Annotated in this window: 16 protein-coding genes and 1 pseudogene; 11 read left to right on the top strand and 6 right to left on the bottom strand. The window is 54.9% G+C overall.

The window, feature by feature from the left end:
* Positions 1–178: 178 nt before the first annotated feature.
* From QMG16_RS15340 to QMG16_RS15320, 5 genes are all read left to right on the top strand, one after another.
* On the top strand, positions 179–1,498 hold the full coding sequence (locus QMG16_RS15340) for a phenylacetate--CoA ligase family protein (protein ID WP_281795666.1): 1,320 nt from the start codon (positions 179–181) through the stop codon (positions 1,496–1,498).
* Positions 1,499–1,642: 144 nt separating this feature from the next.
* Complete coding sequence (gene iorA / locus QMG16_RS15335; protein WP_281795665.1) at positions 1,643–3,526, top strand: indolepyruvate ferredoxin oxidoreductase subunit alpha; 1,884 nt, start codon at positions 1,643–1,645, stop codon at positions 3,524–3,526.
* Complete coding sequence (locus QMG16_RS15330) at positions 3,526–4,146, top strand: indolepyruvate oxidoreductase subunit beta (protein WP_281795663.1); 621 nt, start codon at positions 3,526–3,528, stop codon at positions 4,144–4,146. The genes iorA and QMG16_RS15330 overlap by 1 nt, the downstream gene beginning before the upstream one ends.
* Before the next feature lie 88 nt (positions 4,147–4,234).
* Entirely contained in the window at positions 4,235–4,393 is a 159-nt protein-coding gene (locus QMG16_RS15325; protein WP_281795661.1) for a hypothetical protein, read from the top strand.
* A gap of 712 nt (positions 4,394–5,105) precedes the next feature.
* Complete coding sequence (locus tag QMG16_RS15320) at positions 5,106–5,639, top strand: hypothetical protein (RefSeq protein ID WP_281795660.1); 534 nt, start codon at positions 5,106–5,108, stop codon at positions 5,637–5,639.
* A gap of 232 nt (positions 5,640–5,871) precedes the next feature.
* Here QMG16_RS15320 and scpC (QMG16_RS15315) read toward each other — a convergent pair whose 3' ends face one another.
* The 5 genes and pseudogenes from scpC (QMG16_RS15315) to QMG16_RS15295 all read right to left on the bottom strand — a co-directional run bounded on the left by scpC (QMG16_RS15315) (position 5,872) and on the right by QMG16_RS15295 (position 14,088).
* Positions 5,872–7,380: a succinyl-CoA:acetate CoA-transferase ScpC gene (gene scpC / locus QMG16_RS15315; protein ID WP_281795658.1), complete on the bottom strand. Its 1,509-nt coding sequence runs from the start codon at positions 7,378–7,380 to the stop codon at positions 5,872–5,874.
* 97 nt (positions 7,381–7,477) lie between these two features.
* Positions 7,478–8,992: a succinyl-CoA:acetate CoA-transferase ScpC gene (scpC, locus tag QMG16_RS15310; protein WP_281795656.1), complete on the bottom strand. Its 1,515-nt coding sequence runs from the start codon at positions 8,990–8,992 to the stop codon at positions 7,478–7,480.
* A gap of 282 nt (positions 8,993–9,274) precedes the next feature.
* Positions 9,275–11,440, bottom strand: a complete 2,166-nt coding sequence (ldhH, locus tag QMG16_RS15305) for an L-lactate dehydrogenase (quinone) large subunit LdhH (RefSeq protein ID WP_281795655.1) — start codon at positions 11,438–11,440, stop codon at positions 9,275–9,277.
* A gap of 65 nt (positions 11,441–11,505) precedes the next feature.
* On the bottom strand, positions 11,506–12,072 hold the full coding sequence (locus QMG16_RS15300) for a lactate utilization protein (RefSeq protein WP_281795654.1): 567 nt from the start codon (positions 12,070–12,072) through the stop codon (positions 11,506–11,508).
* A 322-nt stretch (positions 12,073–12,394) separates the two neighbouring features.
* Positions 12,395–14,088 (bottom strand): annotated as a pseudogene (locus tag QMG16_RS15295) (L-lactate permease).
* 309 nt (positions 14,089–14,397) lie between these two features.
* Between QMG16_RS15295 and QMG16_RS15290 the strand changes: the two are divergent.
* Genes QMG16_RS15290 through QMG16_RS15280 form a run of 3 tightly spaced genes read left to right on the top strand, consistent with a single transcriptional unit; the run spans position 14,398 to position 17,800 of the window.
* A complete protein-coding gene (locus tag QMG16_RS15290) occupies positions 14,398–15,780 on the top strand; it encodes an FAD-binding oxidoreductase (protein WP_281795652.1) in 1,383 nt (460 codons plus the stop codon).
* Positions 15,781–15,782: 2 nt separating this feature from the next.
* The gene (locus QMG16_RS15285; protein WP_281795650.1) at positions 15,783–17,084 is read left to right on the top strand and encodes a (Fe-S)-binding protein; all 1,302 of its coding nucleotides are present in this window, start codon (positions 15,783–15,785) and stop codon (positions 17,082–17,084) included.
* Complete coding sequence (locus QMG16_RS15280) at positions 17,081–17,800, top strand: FadR/GntR family transcriptional regulator (RefSeq protein ID WP_281795648.1); 720 nt, start codon at positions 17,081–17,083, stop codon at positions 17,798–17,800. The genes QMG16_RS15285 and QMG16_RS15280 overlap by 4 nt, the downstream gene beginning before the upstream one ends.
* On the opposite strand, the gene QMG16_RS15275 is transcribed toward QMG16_RS15280, so the two are convergent.
* Complete coding sequence (locus tag QMG16_RS15275; RefSeq protein ID WP_281795646.1) at positions 17,778–17,942, bottom strand: hypothetical protein; 165 nt, start codon at positions 17,940–17,942, stop codon at positions 17,778–17,780. The genes QMG16_RS15280 and QMG16_RS15275 overlap by 23 nt on opposite strands.
* Positions 17,943–18,210: 268 nt before the next feature.
* Here QMG16_RS15275 and QMG16_RS15270 point away from each other — a divergent pair, with 268 nt between their 5' ends.
* From QMG16_RS15270 to QMG16_RS15260, 3 genes are read left to right on the top strand one after another with little or no spacing between them, the layout of a single operon-like run.
* The gene (locus QMG16_RS15270; RefSeq protein WP_281795644.1) at positions 18,211–21,150 is read left to right on the top strand and encodes an ATP-binding protein; all 2,940 of its coding nucleotides are present in this window, start codon (positions 18,211–18,213) and stop codon (positions 21,148–21,150) included.
* Positions 21,151–21,153: 3 nt separating this feature from the next.
* A complete protein-coding gene (locus tag QMG16_RS15265; protein ID WP_281795642.1) occupies positions 21,154–21,843 on the top strand; it encodes a response regulator in 690 nt (229 codons plus the stop codon).
* A gap of 19 nt (positions 21,844–21,862) precedes the next feature.
* On the top strand, positions 21,863–22,258 hold the full coding sequence (locus tag QMG16_RS15260) for a response regulator (protein WP_281795640.1): 396 nt from the start codon (positions 21,863–21,865) through the stop codon (positions 22,256–22,258).
* Positions 22,259–22,264: the final 6 nt, after the last annotated feature.

The raw sequence follows: 22,264 nt of genomic DNA, 5'->3' as shown, positions 1-22,264 counted from the left end.
CCACCCATTGTAGCTCATGGCTGAATGGTTCATAACTCATGGCTCATAAAAAAACGACTTGTTGCCGCCGGGCCGTAGATCATTGTTCCAGTGGCGTTCAAGCCTCAAGCCGTGAGTCAAAAAACATGAGCTGTGGTCTATGACACATAAACCATGAGCTATTCCGAGGGAATACACCATGCCCATTTGGGAACCGGACAAGGAATGTATGTCGAGAGACGAACTGGAGCAGCTCCAATTGGAGCGGCTGCAGGCCACTTTGAACCGGGTCTACCGGAACGTCTCTTTCTACCATCGCCGTTTCAAGGAAATTGACTTCCGTCCCGAAGATGACCTGACGGAACTCAAGGATTTGCAGCGATTGCCCTTCACCACCAGTCAGGACGTAAGCGACAGCTACCCCTATGAAATGTTTGCCGTGCCCCTGCGCGAGGTGGTGCGTGTCCACTCTTCGTCGGGCACCATGACGAACCCGCGGGTGGTGGGGTACACCCGGGAAGACCTCAAGAACTGGAGCGCTCTGGTGGCGCGTATCCTCAGTGCCGGGGGGGTCACGGAAGACGACGTGATTCAGGTCACCTTCGGATACGGCCTTCTGACCGGAGGTCTGGGGATCCATTACGGCGCAGAACGCATCGGTGCTTCCGTTCTGCCCACATCGGTCGGCCACACGGAACGGCAGATCAAGATCATGCAGGACTTTCGGACCACCGTGCTGGCTTCCACTCCCTCCTATTCGCTCGTGGTGGCCGACAAGCTTCAGGAAATGGGGATCGATCCCAAGCGTCTTTCCCTCAAGTACTGCATCTGCGCAGGCGAACCCTGGACAGAAAACATGCGGCGGGAAATCGAAGAGCGGCTCTTTGTCAAAGTCACGGACAACTACGGCATCAGCGAGGTCATGGGGCCCGGAGTCGCAGGCGAATGCCTGGAACAGCGGGGAATGCACATCCAGGAGGACCATTTCTACGCCGAGACCATCGATCCCGAAACGGGCGAAGTCCTGGAACCGGGAAAAGAAGGCGAGCTGGTCATCACGACTCTCACCAAAGAGGCTTTTCCCGTCATTCGCTACCGCACGGGAGACCTCTGCCGCATCATTCCCGATACATGCGGGTGTGGGCGGACTTTCCGGCGTATCGGACGCATCCTGCAACGCTGCGACAACGTGGTGGTGATCAAAGGCATCAATATCATCCCCGAGCGCATCGGAGATGTCCTGGAACAGATCAAGGGAGAGCGCCCGGTCTATCAGCTCGTTGCCACCCGCCACGGGCACCGGGACCAGTTGGAAATCCGGGTGGAAATCACGGAACAGTTTTTCTTCGATAAAATGAGGGAACAGCGGGCCCTGGTGGAAATCATGGGACAGAAGGTGGCCAACTTCATCGGCATCCACCCCAGCATCAAACTCGTGGAAAAAGGCTCCCTCGAAAGAGAAAATGGAAGGGTCAAGCTCTTCGTGGATCTCAGAAATTCCGCGACCGGCGAAGTCTGAGTGCCGGGGCTCCGTAAAGACGCGGCCACTTCCATTGACGACACGGTTCGGTTATTTCATCCGATGCTGTCGCTATTTTTGGACACGACAATTTACCACCGATCATTCATTTTACGGATCACTTCATAATTCAGGAGGTTTGGAATGCATGAACTACTGACGCCCAAAAGCGGGGAGAAACACCTGCTTCTGGGCAACGAAGCCATCGTTCGCGGAGCCCTGGAAGGCAATGTGCGTTTTGTAGCGGCTTACCCCGGGACCCCGTCTTCCGAAATCATTGACCGGTTCTACCAGATAGGACCCGATGCCGGGGTCTATGTGGAATATTCCGTCAATGAAAAGATTTCCGTGGAAACGGCCGGCGCCGCCGCCGTCTCCGGAGTGCGGAGCCTGTGCTCCATGAAACATGTGGGGTTGAATGTGGCCGCGGACGCCTTCATGACTCTCGCCTATGTGGGAGTGAAGGCCGGAATGGTGATGGTCGTCGCCGATGACCCTTCCCTCCATTCCAGCCAGAACGAACAGGACAACCGCTATTACGCCAAAATGGGGAATGTCCCCATGCTGGAACCCACCACTCCCGAAGAAGCCAGGAAGATGACCCTGGAAGCCCTGAAAATTTCGGAAACATTCCAGATCCCCTGCATGCTGCGAACGACCACGCGAGTCAACCACTGCCGCGGCCCCGTCACCCTGGGGGACCTCCCCACCGATGCGCCCAGTGGGGAATTCAAAAAAGACCCCTTCAACCTGGTGGTCATCCCCATGGTGGGACGCAAACTGAGGCTGGCTCTTTTGGAGAAGGTCGCAAAGCTCCAGGAGGAAGCGGACCGAAGCCCGTTCAACTTCACCGAGGGCCAGGGGAAATGGGGCATCATCACCAGCGGCGTATCCTACCTCTATGTGAAAGACGCGGTGCGCGATCTCGGCATCGAAGACAAGGTAAAGATCCTCAAGCTGGGATTCACCTTCCCTCATCCCAAGGGACTCATCCGCAACTTCCTGGAAGGGCTGGACAAGTTGCTCGTCGTGGAAGAGCTGGAACCCTTCCTGGAAGAGGCCGTTCGGATGACGGCCCAGGAAGCCGGATTGCCGGTTGAGGTCGCGGGCAAGGGAGCACAGCTGATCCCTCGCGCCTTCGAACTGGATGCCGTCAAAGTGAAGCGCGCACTGCAGTCCTTTTTCGGCGTCAGCTATGAGCCGCCCCAGGTTTTTGCCGTGCCTCAGCTTCCCATGCGCCCGCCCAACCTTTGCCCCGGCTGCCCTCACCGGGCCACCTACTATTCCGTGAAGAAGGTCTTCGGGGAAGATGCCATTTATCCTTCGGACATCGGGTGCTACACCCTCGGCGTTTTGCCTCCCCTGAAGATGGCCGATTTTCTCATCTGTATGGGATCGGGCGTTTCCTCTTCCGGTGGCTTCAGCAAGGTGCTGGATCAACCCGTCGTTTCCTTCATCGGGGATTCCACCTTCTTTCACAGCGGTATCACGGGCCTGGTGAATGCCGTTTCCCATGACCACCGCTTCCTGCTGGTCATCATGGACAATGGCACCACCGCCATGACGGGCCACCAGCCGCATCCGGGAATCGAACTGACCCCCCAGGGTAAAATCACTCCCAAGGTCAGCCTGGAAAACCTGGTGCGGGGATGCGGAGTGGAACGTGTCTTCACGGTGAATCCGTTGCAGGTCCAGAAAACCCAGGATGTGCTTCAAAACCTGCGTGAAAGCATGAAAGAACCCGGAGTATCGGTTCTCATCTCCAAGAGCCCCTGCCCTCTCTATGAAAACCGCATGCTGCACAAGAAAACCAAAGTCGTCTTCCAGGTGGATGCATCCTCCTGCGATCTGTGCAAAAGGTGTCTCACGGAACTGGGATGCCCGGCTTTCGTCTGGGAACGTTCCGCGTCGGGGCAAGAATGTATCCGGATCAATGAGTCCCTCTGCAGCGGATGCAGCGTTTGTTCTCAAATCTGTAAATCCATCAAGCCCAAGCGGGTCGGTGAGGGCAAGGGAGGAAACGAGTGATGACACAGGCAAAAGAGGCATTCAAAGCCATGCGGATATTTTTTACAGGGGTAGGCGGCCAGGGAACGCTTCTGGCCACGCGCCTGGTGGGCGAAGCGGCCCTTGAAGAGGGGCTTTCAGTCGCCATGAGCGAAATCCACGGAATGGCTCAGCGCGGTGGAGTCGTGGAATCTTCCGTGGTGGTGGGAGATGTTTTCAGCCCGACGATCCCCGATGGGGAAGCCGATATTCTCATGGCGTTCGAACCCCTGGAAGCGGTGCGGGCTCTCCCCAAATGCAATCCCAAAACAATGGTGATATCCAGCACGATTCCCCTCGTTCCCTTCACCGTGGCCACGGGGCAGAGCACCTACCCGGATGTGGAAGAGCTCCGCAAGATGACGGAAGAAAAGGTCGGCCGCCTCCTCTGGGTGGATGCCATGGCCCTGGCCAAACAGGCGGGATCGGACAGGGCTTCCAACATCGTGATGGTGGGAATTCTGGCAGGAACCGGATGCCTCCCCATCTCCAAACAGAGCTGGCAGGGTGCGCTGAAAAAGATCCTTCCCGGGCGCATCCTGGAAGTGAACCGGAAGGCTTTTGAGCTGGGCTTCAAAGCCGGGGAGGAATCCGGCAAGTAGGCAGTGATTTCTATTTTCCCGCCAGTTAGATTTTCTCACAGGGAGATGAGAAGAATTAGGCCAATTCCATCGAAGAAGGAGGACTCACATGCAGCAAGCACAACGCGTATCTATTGGGATTTTTATCTTGATCGTACTCTTGTCTCTCTTCTTGAGTCCTCCGGCAGCATATACCGCAACGCTCCATGTGGGAAACGGGGAGAAGTATCAGACCATCCAGGCCGGCCGATGCAGCGGTAGCCGGTGATATTGTCATCGTAAAGGACGGCAGGTACTCGGGCGAGGGAAACAGCGACATTAATTTCAAAGGGAAAGCCATCACGGTGCGCTCGGAGAATGGTCCATACCGGTGCATCATTGACGGGGGTGGAGATAGCCGATTTGGATTTATTTTCGAGAATGGGGAGGGGAGTGGCTCGTCCCTCAGACTTTGCGACCCCCCCTTGGTCCCCCCTCAAGGGGGGACCAAGGGGGGGTGTCTGCTGCCGAGGAAGGTTTTCGGATAGGCTCTTAATGATCTCAGCAACCAGATCGAGAGCATTTGTGAAGTCTTAGCGCAGCATGTGAATAATTCATTACCTACCTACGCAAGAAGCCATGCCGAGTTCCGATTGCTGAAGTTGCTGGAGTAACCAAAGTATCGGAGTATTTTCCTCCGACCTTTTGAAAACCGGATTGCCGATTCTTAGTTTTTTGAAAAATATTGATCTCTTCAACCTTGATGGATTCGTAAAAAGCCATTATCCTGGTGAAAACCCAGGGAGCAACAGTTTTGTAAGCCGCTGAAAATATTTGATTCCTACTTTCTCCAAAATGGCGACGCAGCTCTTTTCGGGACTTTTTGCGAAACCATCCACCCTGAAAAAACAAAAAGAATCAAAAACTCGATGTCTCAAGGGACAGGGAAAATGTAGGGGATTCAGATTCGACTGGACCGTAAGCCGAAAGGAGGATCATCCATGAAAAGAAGAATTCTGTATTGTGGGATCTCCGTTGTAATCATCGCAGGGCTTTTGATTTTTGCCGGCCAGGCATTGGCGAGCAATTACGTCAGGGGCTCCAATTCCAATGCCAATGTGGTCCTGGACAGCGCCAACAACTGGACCATTATACGGAGCGCGACCGTAACCATCGCTGCCGATGATAATGAGAATCACGCTTGCGTGGTTACCGCAAGTGCGGATATGGATTTTGCTGGGCCATCTGATACTGAAAATCAATATCTGTTTGTCCTGACCCGCAACAAGATAAATCCTGCTACGGATACCGGGTCGGAGCGCCGTGTGTCGCTCATAGATAATCCCGAAGTGAATGACCCGGATTCCAAGCCCGTCAGCACGACACGGCATTTCACCAACCTCAGAAACACCAATGGCACGGGGGGAACGGGTTTGCATACTTTCTATTTGCTGGGAAGAAAGGTTTCAGAGTCCGATTCCAACGCCGCTGTTCTGGATGCTTCGCTTTCCGTCATCTGTGTCGACGTCAGATAATCACACAACCATATGCAATCAGCAGGTTGATCGAGCATGTATATGGAAACTGCCGATTGCATGTCCCCAAGCAAAACCCAACGAGAAGACGGGCTTCATGTTGGGTTTTGCTCAGCTGTTTCCGGTTTGCAACGGAGAAAGACCTCCAAATGAAATCTCTGTGTTCTCCGTGTCTCCGTGGTTCAGATGAAATCCGACAATGTCAAGTTGAGATCTTCCGTATTTGGAGAGGCTACGAGACTTGGGAAAGGTCCAGGTCCGGCAGCATGGCGCCATGCTTCAGAAGATTGCGATGGAGTTCGAAGGCCGTACGAAGATCGTGCCGGATGTGACCGACTCTTCCCCGTTCGATATACCGGTAGAGATAATCCCGATAGGCCGGGTGGGCACAGTTTTCAATGATGGCCTGTGCCCGCTGCATGGGGCCAAGCCCTCGGAGATCCGCCAATCCCTGGTCGGTGGCGATAATCTGGACGGAATGTTCGTTGTTGTCGATATGAGGGCACATGGGCACCACTGCGGAAATCTTCCCTCCCTTGGCAATGGAGGGGCACATGAAAATGGAGAGGTAGCTGTTTCTCGTAAACTCTCCGCTGCCACCGATTCCGTTCATGATGTCCATTCCAAAAACATGGGACGAATTGACATTTCCATAAATGTCCACTTCAAGAGCTGTATTCATGGAAATCACCCCCAGACGTCGAACGGCTCCCGGATTGTTTGAAAGTTCCATGGGCCTGAGAACGATGCGCGAGACGAAAAAGTCCATATTGTCGTAGATGCGCTTCAAAACTTCCGGTGTCACCGTGAGACTGGTGGTGCTCGCCCCAAGAAGCTTCCCCTGTTCCATGAGATCCACAAGAGAATCCTGAAACACCTCCGTGTACATCTTAAAGGGGGGAATTTCGGGACTCCGCCCAAGAGCGGCCATCACTCCATTGGCCACGTTTCCCACTCCGGCCTGCAACGGCAGGAATTCCTTTGGAATACGCCCCTTACTCATCTCCTCGAGCAGGAAACGCAGAACATGTTCGGCAATCTTTTCGCTGCGTGCGTCCGCAGCGGCAAAAGTGGGAACGTGATCCGGTTCATCGTTCTCTATGACGCCGATGACTTTCCTGGTGTCCACTACAGCGTAGGGATAACCGACCTTGGTCATGGGCTCCCGAAGGGGAATGGGATTGCGATGAGGCGGCGGAGGCAGAATCATGATGTCGGACATCTCACGCAACCGTTTGGAATGATACCGGTTGACCTCGATGATGACCCGGTCGGCACACTGGAGGTAGCTCGGAGATGCCCCAATGGATGAGGTCAGGTAGACTCTACCGTCCGGCGTGATTTCCGTGGCTTCCACAACGGCAAAATCCAATTTTCCTTGAAAACCGGCCAGGACGGTCTGCGGCAAGTGCGACAGATGCATATCCACGTACTCGACTTCCTGCCGGTTGATTTGCTTGCGCAGTGTGGGACCGCTCTGGTAGGGAGCGCGGTATGAAATGGCCTCGGCTTCGGCCAATGGCTCATCGATACTTTCACCGCTCGACGCTCCGGTCAATACGCGTATTTTAAAGGGTTCTCCACGATCATGCAGTTGGTGAGCCTTGGCTGCAATAGCTCTCGGCACGGCCTTGGCCGCACCGGCGTTGGTGAACCCGCTGAAGGCGACGGTCGCTCCATTGAAAATCTCCGCGACGGCTTCCTCCGGACTCAGCCTGGGAAATGCACTCACAATGGACATTATTCTATCTCCTTATTTCAACAGCACTCAATCCCTCGTCAAGGGAGAGGTCGGAAACGGCAATATCGTGAGAGATATCCTCGACGAAAACCGCTGCTCAATTCTCGCTGATGGTTGAAAGGTCCAGATCCGGCAGCATGGCGCCATGTTCCATCAGGTTGATGTGCAGTTCGTAGCACGTATCCAGGTTGTGGCGGATATGGCCGGACCTTGATTGCTCAATATATTTAAACAGGTACTCACGGTAGGCCGGATGTGCACAGTTTTCGATGATGCGTTTGGCCCGCTGCATGGGGCCCAAGCCGCGGAGGTCCGCCAATCCCTGGTCTGTCACGATAATCTGCACCGAATGCTCGTTGCTGTCGATGTGAGGACACATGGGCACCACATTGGAGATCCTGCCTCCCCTTGCAATGGAGGGAACCATCATGACCGAAAGAAAGCTGTTGCGGGTGAATTCGCCGCTGCCGCCGATTCCATTGACCATGTCCGTCCCGAAAACATGGGACGAATTGACATTCCCGTAGATATCCACTTCAATGGCGGAATTCATGGCAATCACGCCCAGGCGCCGCACGACTCCCGGGTCGTTTGAAATTTCCTGGGGACGCAACACAATGCGCGACACAAAGTAATCCATGTTCTCATAGACCCGGTTCAACATGGCCGGGGTAAGGCTCAAACTGCTGGCGCTCGCTCCGAGCAGCTTCCCCTGTTCCATGAGACGGACAAGCCAGTCATGGATGGCCAGTGTATACATCTTGAAGGGTGGAATGTCCGGATGACTCCCGAGGGCTTCCATCACTCCATTGGCCGTTTTTCCCACTCCCGCCTGCAGGGGGAGGAATTCTTTGGGAATGTGCCCGGTTTCCATCTCCTTCAGAAAAAACTGCACCACGTGCTCCGCGATCTTATAGTTCACCGCACTGGGAACGCTGACAGACGGGATGTGGTCCGGTTCATCGGTTTCCACGATTCCGATGATTTTCTTGGGATCGACAACGGCATAGGGAAATCCCATCCTGGTCAAGGGATCATGGATGGGAGTCGGTTGACGTCGCGGGGGAGGATCCATGATGACGATATCATGCATTTCCGGAAGCCGCCGGGAATGGTAACTGTTGAGCTCGATCAACACGTGCTCCGCGCACCGCAGGAAAGTGGGGGAAACCCCAATGGAAGAAGAAAGATAGACCCGGCCGTCCGGCGTCACATCCGTCGCCTCGATGACGGCGACATCCAGCTTGCCGAAAAACCCCGAGAGCACCGTCCGCCCGACCCCCGAGAGGTGCATGTCCAGGTATTCGACTTTCTGCTGGTTGATCTGCTTGCGAAGAGTGGGCGCGCTCTGATACGGCGCGCGCCATGAAATGGCCTCGGACTGGGCGAGCAGTTCATCCACGCTCCCTCCGCAGGCCCCTCCCGTGAGGACTCGAATTTTGAAAGGCACCTCCGATTGGTGAAGGGTTCGGGCGCGCACGGCGAGGGCGCGGGGAATCGCTTTGGCTGTTCCTGCGTTGGAAAATCCGCTGAAGGCGACCGTTGCACCATCCGGAATTCTTTCGGCGGCCTCCTGAGCGGTCAGTTTGGGATATCCGTTGATTTTGGGCATGTATCCATCTCCTCATGGACCGATATGTTAAGAGCGTTGCATTTTTTTAAAATTCTTTTTCAAAGGTAAAAAAAGATGAACCTTTTGACCGTTTCCACGAAAGCAGCTGGACAGCTTCGTGGAAGACGTATTCCCCGCGCTCCGGCGACAAGAACTTCGAATTCAAATTAGCAGAAATTTAGAAACTGAAAAAGTCGCCCCTTCGCTCCATTTGGGTCGAAATCCAGTGCCGGGTGGGTATTGAAGAGCATGCCCACCCGGCTGAACCCGTTTCCCGGCGTTCTACTTCTTCAGGTTTTCGACAACCACTTCGGCAATGTGTTTTACCTTGATTTTTCCGGAGCCTCTCTTGTCCATTCCACCTCGAAGCTGCAGAACACAGCCCGGACAGTCCGTCACCAGGACTTCGGCCCCTGTCGCTTCCACGTTATCCAGCTTGCGTTTGAGAAGCTCCGCCGAGAGCTCGGGAAAGTCTATGGAAAAGGATCCACCGAAGCCACAGCAGACATCTTCGTCCTTGGCCGGAACATATTCCAGGCCCGCTGTCTTCATGAGGTCACGGGGTTCTTTCGTCACGTGCAATCCCCTGCACAGGTGGCACGGGGAATGGTATGCCACTTTTTTATGGCTTTCCACAAATTTTTCCGGACTCACTTTGAGGATGTTTTGCATGAATGAACTGAAATCGATGACTTTATCCCTCAACTGCCGCACCTTCACCTGCAAACCGGCGTCATCGGCCAGCAGCTTGGCGTAGTTTTCCTTCAGGTGCGACCCGCAGGAAGCACACAGGGTAAGAATGTAGTCGTAATCCGCCGGATCTATCGCCTTCAAATTCTGAATGGCCACCTCTCTTGCCGTTTCATTCTCTCCCATCATCTTGGCCGGGAGCCCGCAGCAGGTCTGTTCCATGGGATATTCGAGCTGCACGTTGTATTCCCCAGAAAGCTTCAGGAGCGCTTCGGCCTGTTCCGGATAGACGAAATCCACCAGACATCCGCCAAAGAGCGCCACACGGTAGCGGGGATTTTGCAGGCGCGGGTTGATGCGATCCCACGCGTCTCTCAAGGGCCTTTTGGCAACGACAGGGAGGCTGCGGAACCCGTGCTCTTTGGAGAAGAAGAGGGGCAGATGCCGAATGAGATCTCCCCCTCCCGCCAGAGGTTTCTGAGCCAGGTAGGCCCGGCGCAAAAGAAAATGAAAGAGGCGCCGGTCCTTGAGAACCCTGTTCAGAAGCACATTCTTCACCGGCTTCTTGCCTTCCACCTCGAGCACCGTACGATAGACTTCCTTGATGAGATGGGGAAGATCGATTCCTGTGGGGCAGACCGATTTGCATGCCTGGCAGTTGAGACAGTTTTTGATGATGGCACGGGCATTTTCGCGCCCATGATAGAAGTAAGTCAATATGAGCCCGATGGCTCCGATGTAGACATGGCCGTAATTGTGTCCGCCCACCAGCTTGTAGATGGGGCAGACGTTGGCGCAGGCGCCGCACCGGATGCAGCGCAGGGCCTGGGAAAAGACAGGGTCTTTGGCCAAGGCCAGCCGCCCGTTGTCCAGGAAGACAATATGCATTTCCTTGCGGCCATCGGGACCGGGAACACACTCGTTGGCGCCCGTGATCCAGGTCACATAAGTGGAAATGGCCTGCCCGGTGGCATTGCGGGGAAGGGCCCTCAAGATGCGCAGGGCCGATTTGAGGTCGGGAATGAGTTTGTCAAAACCCACCAGGGCCACGTGCACACGCGGCAGGGTTGTCACGAGCCGCCCATTTCCTTCGTTGGTCACCAGGCCGATGGTACCCGTTTCAGCGATGGCGAAGTTGGCTCCCGTGATGCCCATGTCCGCTTCCAAATAAGCCTGGCGCAGTTCACGGCGGGCTACTTTCACCATGCCGTCGATGTCGTCGGGATCCTGGTGTTTGCCCGTCACTTTGGTGAAGAGTTCCGCCACCTGCTGCCGTGAAAGATGAATGGCGGGCATCACCATGTGCGAAGGCCCTTCGTGGCGTAGCTGAATGATCCATTCCCCCAGGTCGGTTTCCGTGACCTGGTACCCCTCTTTTTCCAGGTGAGTATTGAGGAAGGTCTCCTCCGCCGTCATGGACTTTCCCTTGACGATCTTTCGGACTCCGTTGGCTCTGGCGATGGAGGAAATGATTTCATTGGCTTCAGTAGCCGTGTGAGCCACATGGACTTTTACGCCCGCCGCTTCCGCCCTGGTTTTGAAGAGAACAAAAAGCTCTTCGAGATAGGGAATGGAGGCATCCTTCCCCTGGGCGATTTCCTGAATGAGATTTTCCAGGTCTATCCCTTCAAACGCCTTGGCCCGGGAAGCTTTGTAAGCTGTTGCAAAGTTGTCCAGAGTGGTTCCCAGAAATTCGTTTTTCAGGGCCTTCTTGAGATGGCCTCTGTATTCCTTCACATTATGGGGGGTGGTGATCATGTTCTATTCTCCTTGAAGGTGGAAAGCACCGATGGCCGGGGCATCGAGCATGAAAAACGCCGGAATCAGGCTTCACGCTCATTGAGGATGAGGATGTGCAGTTCCTGAGGCCCGTGGACTCCAATGGTGAGCACACGCTCGATATCCGCCGTGCGGCTGGCTCCGCTGATGAAGGCCACATAGCTGGGGGGCGATTGCATGTAGCCCTTCAGTTCATTTTCAAGGGTCATGGCATCCGGTTTGATGCGCGAAACGGGCAGGACGGCCACGTGTATTTCGCTCAGCATGGTGGCGATGCGAAGATCTTCGGAACTCGAATCCTGGACGATGGTCGCCGTCTCGGCAATGCCATAATCCGCGACAGTGAAACCCGTGTGCAGTTTACCGATCTCTGCCCTGAGGCCCTCCTTGACCAGAGCCACCCCGTTTTGTTCACACAAAGCCCTAAACGCCGCAAAGGCGGAAGGATCCTGCCTCCCTAACCCCGGGGCGGCCAGAACGGTTCCGCCCTGTTTGCGTGTGATGTCGATTGCATATTGGAAGGCTTCCTCAATGGAGCCGATCTCGCAGACAATGCTCTGGACCGCTTGCGCCTTCTCCTTCATCATTTCTTTCAAATCTTGCTTTAGCATGGACTCTTTTCCTTCCCTTCAAAACCTTCCAAGCAGGGTGATGACTTCCGCCGCGGCATAATGACTGGACATTGTCATATCTCATCTGAACCACGGAGACACGGAGGGCACAGAGAAAGGACTTTCGAATGAAACCTTTGTGTTCTCCGTGTCTCTCTGGTCAATGTGACAACGCCACACTAAGAGGATGTCTGAAAATTCCCCCCTTGAGGGGGGTAGGGGGGCAAGATTTCGTGAACCAGAAAAACACCTCCCTTGGCCCCCCTCAAGGGGGGAATCGAAGCAGGTTCGGCTCCCAAGCAGAGGAATTTTCAGACAGCCTCTAAAAGATCCCCGGAAATAAAATATAAGTATAAATCAGCCCCATGACTCCAGCCACCGTTCCGTAGAGAAGCAGGGGAACCGAGTTGCGGCGGATGAGCATCCCCTCCATACCCGCCAGGCCGACCGTGGCCGAAGCAGCCACGATATTGTGAATACAGACCATGTTGCCCATGGCTCCGCCCACGACCTGCAGGGCCACAACAATCAGGTGGGGAATCTGTAACTGCGTGGCGATGCCGTACTGGAATTCGGCAAAAAGGAGGTCAGAAACGGTGTTGGATCCGGTAATGAAGGGCCCAGAGCTCCAACGAAGGAAGCGAAGAGGGGCCAGGACTGGCCGGCGATGGCTGCTGTGGCCTTGGCCATGGAAAGAGGCATGGAAGGAATTCCCAGGTCGTTATGGGCGGATTGCTTGAAAATTTCCACCAGGGCTACAGCGAAAAGCAGGGCGATGGTGGGGTTTTTCATCCGCTTGAAGGAATCCGTCCATGCGGCTTTCACTTTCTCGCCCTTCATGTTGTGAATGAAGATGGTCAGGATGGCCACCAGCATGAAGGGAATGGTGCCCGGAAGGTAAAGGGGCTTCATGGAGAAGCTGACCGATTCATAGCCGAGGATTTTGGGAATGCTGATCTCCCATGCGTTCACCCAGCCCTTGAAAGGCAGGTCGTTGAGTCGGGTGAGCACCAGGATGAGTCCGATGAGGATGTAAGGCATCCAGGCTCGCAACTGGCTCATATGGCTTGAAAAGTCGCACTTGTCCGTAGTGGGGATGTCTCCGGTCCACTCTTTTTCCCACCCGGACTGGGGGCCGAAGTCCCACGATTCTTTTGGCAGAAGAAAGCCCTTTTTGGCCGCTCCCACCACCAGGGCGGTGCCGATGAGCCCCCCTAGAAGAGTGGGAAATTCTTCGCCGAAGAGAAAAGCCGTGGCCACATAGGGAACTGCAAAACAGGCGGAGGCAAAAAGAGAGAACTTCCAGGCACCCAAACCTTCCTTCCAGGATTTGTTCTGGCCGAAAAAGCGGGTCATCATCATATTGACGAAGAGGGGGAGGATGAAAACCATGGGAAGATGCAGGATGGAAGCCCACTGGCCGATGGTTTTCAGGAACATGGCAAAAGAGGTGATGTCTCCAGCCTGGCTGGCGGCGATGGCCGCCTCCACTTGGGGTTTCAGGTTTTTGAGGCCGAACCAGATGGGGGTACCCACGGCGCCGAAAGAGACGGGAAACGAGTTAAGAATCAGACAGACCATGGCCGAAGCCAGGGCTGGAAATCCGAGGCTCAGGAGAAGGGGCGCCGCGATGGCTGCCGGTGTTCCAAAACCGGCCGCTCCTTCGAGAAAGGCGGAAAAGACGGTGGCGATAATGATCACCTGTACCCGCCTGTCCCGGCTGATCCCGTAAAATCCGCAGTTGATGGTCTCCATGCCGCCACTGTCCCTCAGGGTGTAGAGGATGAGGATGGCGCCGAAGACGATGATCAGCACGTTGACCGCTCCGCCGAATCCGTTGAGGGTGGAGGCAAGGACGAAACCGAGGGGCATTTTCCAGACGAGAACCCCCGCGAGAGCGGTGACGAGCCAGGCCAGGGGCATGGCCTTGGTGGCGGGCCAGCGCATGCCGACCATGAGCACCAGGGCCAGGGCGATGGGAAGTAACGCAATAAGGGCCAACAATCCGAGAGGCATCTTTGAACTCCTTTTTTCAAAAGGTTTCCTTAGGGGTAAGACCTGCTGCGCATCCTTATATTCAATATCCAACCTCAAAATATTGGTCAGACCTTATGCTGAGACTAATTAATCCAAAATGAATTTAAAAAGTCAAGCCAAAAAATACATGATCATTTTTCTTGAATATAATAAATAATATTGCTTTATATTAGGGAGCATAGAATGAAATGTTTCGAAACAAAAAATACTTGATAAAATAAATTATTGGTATTACCATTCACCAAAAAAAACAACAACCCCCATGATGTTTCACTGAAGGAGGCCTTTATGATCAGCCAGGCGGTAATCAAGGAATTCGAAAGGATATTGGGCAAGGAGAAGGTGTTTCTGGATGAAACGGACAGGCACACGTATTCCTATGATGCGGCGGTCTTGGAACCGGTGCTCCCCTCCGTGGTTCTGAGACCTACAAGCAGTGAAGAGCTCGGCAGGCTGGTTCGAATTTGCAATGAAAATTCCATTCCCCTCACCGTTCGCGGCGCCGGCACCAACCTCAGCGGCGGCACCATCCCCAAGAAAGGGGGCGCGGTCGTCCTCACCAATGCCCTCAACAAGATCCTCGAAATCAACACAGAAGACCTGTATGCGATCGTTCAACCTGGTGTGGTCACCGCAAAATTCGCTGCGGCAGTGGAAGCCAAAGGGCTTTTTTATCCTCCCGACCCGGGCAGCCAGGCCGTTTCGACGCTGGGCGGCAACGTGGCTGAAAATGCCGGCGGCCTTCGAGGCCTCAAATACGGGGTTACCCGCGATTATGTGATGGGGCTGGAATTCTTCGATGTGAATGGAGAGATCGTCAAAACGGGTTCAAGAACTGTCAAATGCGTGACAGGATATAACCTGGCAGCCCTCATGGTGGGATCTGAAGGAACGCTCGGCGTTTTCGACAAGATCATTTTAAAGCTCATTCCCATGCCGACAGGCAGAAAAGCCATGATGGCCATTTTCGATAACGTCATCAAAGCTTCGGAAACCGTTGCCGCCATCATCGCTCATCGCATCGTGCCCGCCACCCTGGAATTCATGGACAATTTCACTATTCGCACCGTGGAAGACTACAGCCGCGTGGGGCTTCCCACCGATGCCGCCGCACTTCTCCTCATAGAAGTGGACGGACACCCGGCCCAGGTGGAAGAAGACGCAGCCAAAGTCGAATCCATCTGCAGGGAAATGGGCGCCATGAAAATCCGTGTGGCCCAGGACGCGGCGGAAAGAGACAAGGTCTGGGAGGCCCGCCGCGCCGCCCTCTCCGCCCTGGCAAAGCTCAAACCCACCGTAGTGCTGGAAGACGCTACCGTACCCCGGAGCAAGATCCCGGCAATGATTCAAGCTCTGGAGGAGATCAGCAGGCGGTTCAATCTGACCATCGGCACCTTCGGGCACGCCGGCGACGGAAACCTTCATCCCACCATACTCACGGATAAGAGAAACAAGGAAGAGTGGCACCGGGTCGAAGCGGCCATCGATGCCATCTTCGACAAAGCCCTGGGATTGGGCGGGACACTTTCGGGCGAACATGGAATCGGCATGGCAAAATCACGCTACCTGGAAAAAGAAACCAGCAAAGGCACCATTCTCTTTTCCCGCCGCATCAAAGCCGCCCTGGACCCCAAGGGCATTCTGAACCCCGGGAAAATCATAGGAGAATAACGATGCAGGATATGAAAAAACTCGCTCAACTCCTCAAAGAGGTGGAAGACCAGCTGGTCGTCTGCATGCGCTGCGGAATGTGCCAGTCGGTATGCCCCGTTTTTGCTGAAACGGGCCGGGAATCGGATGTCGCCCGCGGGAAGCTCGCCCTTCTGGACGGACTTCTGCAGGAGATGTTCAAGGACCCCACGGGAGTGCAAGACCGCCTCTCCCGGTGTCTCCTCTGCGGCTCCTGCGCCGCCAACTGCCCGAGCGGAGTCAAGGTTCTCGATATCTTCATCAAGGCACGCGCCATCATCACGAATTATGTTGGGCTCAGCCCCTTGAAGAAGATCATCTTTCGCAAAATGCTCTCCCAGCCGGAGCTGTTCGACCGGCTTCTGGAATGGGGATCCAAATTTCAAGGCATTTTCGTAAAACCCGTGGACGACCTGCTGGGGACTTCGTGCGCCCGCTTCGTCTCCCCCCTCGGAGACCGCCACTTCAGCTCTCTCGCTCCCGAACCCTTTCACCGCATGGTCCCCTCTCTCGATACTCCCGCCGGTGCCTCGGGACTCAAAGTGGCCTTTTTCACGGGATGCGTCATCGACAAGGTTTTCCCGAGGATCGGTACTGCCGCACTGCGCACACTGAAACATCACGGAGTGGGAGTCTTCATTCCGAAGGAAGTGGGTTGTTGCGGCATTCCGGCCCTCTCCTCCGGAGATACGGATACCTTCAATAAACTCATTCTTCATAACCTCAAGGGCTTCGGTTCCCGGAATTTCGATTATCTCGTTACGGCCTGCGCGACCTGCACTTCCACCATCAAAAAGTTGTGGCCCACCATGGCCGAGGAACTCACACCCGGAGAACTCGACCGCGTAAAAGCCCTGGCGGAAAAGACCATGGACATCTCCCAGTTCCTGGTGGAAAAAGTGGGGGTGAAACCGGAGGCGGCAGGGGAAACCGGAGAAAAAACCTTGATCACCTACCATGATCCATGCCATTTAAAGAAGTCTCTGGGAATTGCGGTTCAACCCCGCACCGTCATTCAGGCCAATCCCTCTTACAGGTTCAAGGAAATGAAAGAGGCCGACAAGTGTTGTGGCTGCGGCGGAAGCTTCAATCTGCAGTACTACGATCTCTCATCGGCCATCGGCAAGCATAAGCGCGACAACATCGTGGATTCGGGATGTTCCGTGGTGGCCACGAGCTGCCCGGCCTGCATGCTGCAGATCTCCGACATGCTTTCGCAGGCGGGGGATCGAGTGGAAGTCAAACATGCCATCGAGATTTACGCGGAGTCACTGGATAAAAAATGATTACGTTAAAGCCCATTAAACCCAAGCGGGTATCCGACCAGGTTTTCGAGCAGTTGAAAGATCTCATCTTCAAGGGGCAGCTCAAACCGGGCGATCAGCTGATGACCGAACGAGAACTGGCTCAGAGCATGGGCGTAAGCCGTCCTACAGTGCGAGAGGCCATCAATAAGCTTGTGGCGATGGGACTGTTGGAACATCGGCAGGGACAGGGGACCTTCGTGAATTCCCCTGCCGATGACGCTCAGAGAAATCCGCTGGCAGCCGTCATCAACGGCCATGACGTCAGCCTCCAGGATTTGCTCGAAGTCCGGTTGGGACTGGAATGCAACGCCGTGGCCCTGGCGGCCCGGCGCGCTACCGAAGAGGATATCCTGGAACTGGAAAAATGCCTGGAACAGATGATCGCGGAAATAGAGAAACACGAGGAAGGCCTCGGGAGCGATGCAGATCTTTCCTTTCACATGGCCATTGCTTATGCCACAAAGAACACGGTCCAAATCCACATCATGAGAAGCTTTTACGATCTGCTTTTCTTTGGAATCAAAGAAAATCTGCAACACCTCTATACGGACCCCGCCAACTTGGACAGAGTCATTGAACAGCATGAAGCCATCGTAAACGCCATACGAAAGCGCGACCCCGAGGAAGCATACGAGGCCATGCGAAAACACATCACTTTTGTCATGGATTTCTTCAGGGAGCGAGAAAGGGAATAGGCCTTCTTTTTTGCGATGCCTCATCGCTCATGTAAAGATCCGCCTGCAAAAGCAGATTGGCGATGCAGGCGGCTTTTCCCCACTTTTCCACCGTCTCTTTCACTTCGGTAAATTCCGCCTTCCCGTTTTTGAGGCGCGACATCAGAAGTTCAGCAATAGATACGACATTTTTTCTTCAAAAACCGGCACACAATACCGCTATTCGCATAAACTTTGCTAACCCGTACCATCGGGATCAAAACGTGGGAATAGAAATGGTCCCCTTTTGTGGCGGAGTTGTTTAGAAAGTTCGCGCGACTAGAAGCCTTATGCATTAAGAGGTGCCGGCCGCAAGGGGCTGGCCGGCTTCATTCAGAAGCCCTACATCATGGATAACTTGCGGACGGTGCTGAAGCGGGTGATTTCGCACAATGAAACCGGATAGTCCTCCAGCCGGGAACGGCAAGCTCCCGGCTTACGCATCTTTCCTTGCCCTTCCAGCTTTGCTGGGCCTTATCATCCTGGGTGGCCTGGCTTCAGTGTCATTTTTGGGAAGGTGTTACTCCCTTGTGTGCATTGCCATGCCGCCTTTTTTTGCCGGCCATCCGCTCCGTATGCCATGGCTGATCCTGTTTGCCGGACTCGGCCTGACAGCCGCCCTCACAGGACTGGCATATGTTCTTCATAGCGGCAGGCAGCGAGCGGAGCAGCTCGTATGGCGCCGTACCTCCGAACTGCGGGAAAATGAAGCACGGTTTCGAGCCATTGCCTTCGCCGCCCTGGACGCCATCATCATGATAGACAGCGAGGGCAACATCACCTTCTGGAACCCTGCAGCCGCCGAGATGTTCGGTTACCCAACGGATGAAGTAATAGGAAGGAATCTTCATCAGCTGCTTGTTCCCAAGCAGAATCGCGAGATGCATGCCCGGAGATTCGCGCAGTTTCAACATTCCAGTGAAGGACCGCTCATAAACCGCGTGACGGAGCAGACCGCCCTGCACAGGGACGGAACGGAGTTTCCCGTGGAATTGTCCCTATCGGCCGTTCCGATCAACGGCCAATGGAACGCCGTCGGCATTGTGCGGAACATCACCGAGCGTAAGCGTGCCGAGGGGCAGTCCAGGACCAACGAAGCCAGGCTGCAAAGCCTTTTGAACATCTTTCAACACAAGTCCAGGGATATTCAGGAGCTATTGGACTATGCCCTTCATGAGGCCATCATCCTGACGGCAAGCAAGATCGGGTATATTTACTGGTACGATGAAGAAAGGAAGCTTTTCATCCTCAACACATGGTCAAAAGATGTGATGAGGGAATGCACTATCGCGGAGCCTCAAACCGTCTATACACTGGACAAGACGGGCCTCTGGGGGGAGGCCGTACGTCAGCGCAAACCCATCATAGTCAATGATTTCAAAGCGACAAATCCTCTAAAAAAGGGACTTCCCCCAGGGCATGTGGAACTCCTCAGGTATCTCACGATCCCCGTCTTTTCAGAGGACAACATCATCGCAGTGGTCGGGGTGGCCAACAAGGAGAGCGATTACGATGAAGCCGATGTTCAGCAATTGTCCCTGCTGATGGATTCCGTCTGGAGCATCGCTGAACGCAAGCGGGTAGAAGATGTCCTTTGGGAGACCAACCGGCAATTGCAGGAAGCTGCTGCGCGGGCGGAGGAAATGGCTGTACAGGCGGAGACGGCCAATGCCGCCAAAAGTGAGTTTCTGGCCAATATGAGCCACGAGATCCGCACCCCCATGAACAGCATCATCGGCATGACCGGATTGCTGTTGGACTCGGGGCTGAATCGTGAACAGCGTAAATATGCGGAGATCGTTCGGACCAGTAGTGAAGCTCTTTTGCGCATCCTGAACGATATCCTGGATTTTTCCAAGATCGAAGCCCGTAAGCTCGAAATGGAAACCCTCAACTTTGACCTGCGCACCACTCTGGCGGATACTGCGGAAATGCTTGCAGGCAGAGCCCATGAGAAAGGTCTGGAACTGACCTGCATGGTGGAACCCGACGTACCGTCGCGGCTGCGGGGAGATCCGGGGCGTTTGCGCCAGGTCATCATCAATCTTGTGGGGAATGGCCTGAAATTCACCCAACGAGGAGAAGTTTCCATTCGAGCGAGCCTCGAAAGCGAAGATGAACACAGCGTCACCGTGCGCTTTTCTGTCTCCGACACGGGGATCGGCATCCCGGAGGACCGCCTGGATATCCTCTTTTCGCCCTTCACACAGGTGGATGGTTCGACCACGCGCAAATACGGAGGCACCGGACTGGGGCTTGCCATCTCCAAGCAACTGGCGGAGCTGATGGGAGGGAGCATTGGCGTCACGAGCACGGAAGGTAAAGGCTCCACCTTCTGGTTCACCTCCGTGTTCGAAAAACAGCCCGAAGGAGATGCCGTCGCCCGCGAACGCTGTGTCGGCCTCCAGGAAACCCATCCACTCGCCGTGGACGACAACGAATCGAACCGGCTTCCGGCGGCCACGCTTCCACGATCATGGGGATGCCGCTTCGATGAGAGTCCTTCGGGCAGCATCGTCACGCGGCAGATAGACGTCGAATCAGTCAAACATCATAAACGCATCCTGCTGGCGGAAGACAACATCACCAATCAGCAGGTGGCTCTGAGCATCCTGAAAAAACTGGGTTACCGCGCCGATGCCGTAGCCAATGGCCGGGAGGCTCTTCATGCATTGCGGACGATTCCCTACGACCTGGTGCTGATGGACGGCCAGATGCCGGAGATGGATGGATATGAGGCGACCCGTCGCATCCGTGAAAAGGACTCGGGAGTCTTTGACCCCATGATTCCCATCATCGCCATGACGGCCCATGCCATGAAGGGAGACCGGGAGAAATGCCTGGAGGCGGGAATGAGCGATTACCTGGCCAAGCCGGTCCATCCCGAGGAACTGGCAGAGCTTCTGGAAAAATGGCTGCCGGCGGCGCATGACGCTTTCCTGAAGGGAGCACAAAATGAAGAAGGGGATGTTCTCCCGGATGTGTGCACGGTGCACGGCAGCGATGTTTTTGATGAGTCCCTACTTCGAAAACGCTTGATGGGGGATGAAGATTTGGTAAAAACCATTATCGAAGCCTTCCTTGCAGATATCACCGACCAGTTGGATGCTTTGCGCTCGTCCGTCGCAGCGGGAGACCTCCACATGGCGGAGCAGCTGGCACACAAGATCAAAGGGGCTGCGGGGAATGTGACGGGAGCGGCCCTCGCAAGTGTAGCGCATGCCATGGAGCAGGCCGCCCTTGCCGGGGATCTGGAGAGGCTGAAGGATGGATTCCCCCTACTGGACCGACAGTTTGACTTGCTCAAACAAGCCATGACCGGAGAGAAGTAATCCATGAAAATTTTCATTGCAGAGGATGATCTCACGTCACGCCTCATGCTGCAGGCGGTGTTGAGCAAGTGCGGCTATGAAGTGACGAGCGTTGCAGACGGTGAGGAGGCGTGGACGGTCCTGCAGCAGCTGGATGCCCCTCGGCTCATACTCCTCGACTGGATGATGCCGGGCATGGATGGACTCACTCTCTGCCGGAAGCTGCGCGCTCAAGGCCGGGATGATCCTCTTTATATTCTTCTTTTGACCTCCCGGGGAGAACAGCACAACATTGTGCAGGGGTTGGAAGCAGGCGCCGACGACTACATTGCCAAACCTTACGACAACGGGGAATTGCTTGCCAGGATCGGCGTGGGACGGCGCATCCTGGAATTGCTTGCTGAAGTGGCCCGGCGCCAGAAACTGCAGGGCGTTTTGGAGATGGCTGGAGCCGTCTGCCACGAATTGAACCAGCCTTTGCAGGCTGTGTCCGGGTATTCCGAGCTTCTACTGCTGGATTCCGACGAAAACGATCCTCACGCTGCAGTGCTGCGTGCAATCCATGCGGAGGTTCAAAAAATCGGGGAGCTCACGAGGAAAATCATGAATATCACACAATACCGAACCAAAGACTACCTGGGGGGACGGCACACTATCGTGGATATTGAAGGAGCATCCTCAGGGGCTATTGGAGTGGAAAAAACCAGAGGTTGAACAGAAAGAACAGGTCATAATGGAAAAAAGAATTTTGGTGGTGGATGATGAGGCGGCCATCCGCGACATAATGACGTGTGTCTTCACAAGAGCCGGTTATGAGGTGCAAACTGCCGCAAATGCCGAGGAAGCTCTTGCCCTTGCCAGACAGCAACGATATCCTGTGTTCTTTCTGGATTTGAGCCTTCCGGGAATGGACGGAATCGAACTATGCCGTCACATGAGGAAGGACAATCCCTGCAGCATTGCCTATGCGGTCACGGGATACGCAGATCCGGGTGAGGGAATGGGTGGGGAAGAATGGGGATTCGAAGACTGTTTCACCAAGCCGACGGACCTCAAGACGCTGCTGCGTGCCGCTGAAACGGCTTTTCAGAAGCTGGCGCACCGGGAAATAAACGAGGGATGTGTTTGAGGGGAA

Source organism: Desulforhabdus amnigena (genome assembly GCF_027925305.1).
In the GTDB taxonomy this organism is placed as follows: Bacteria; Desulfobacterota; Syntrophobacteria; order Syntrophobacterales; family Syntrophobacteraceae; genus Desulforhabdus; species Desulforhabdus amnigena.
This window is presented reverse-complemented; position numbering and strand designations above follow the sequence as displayed.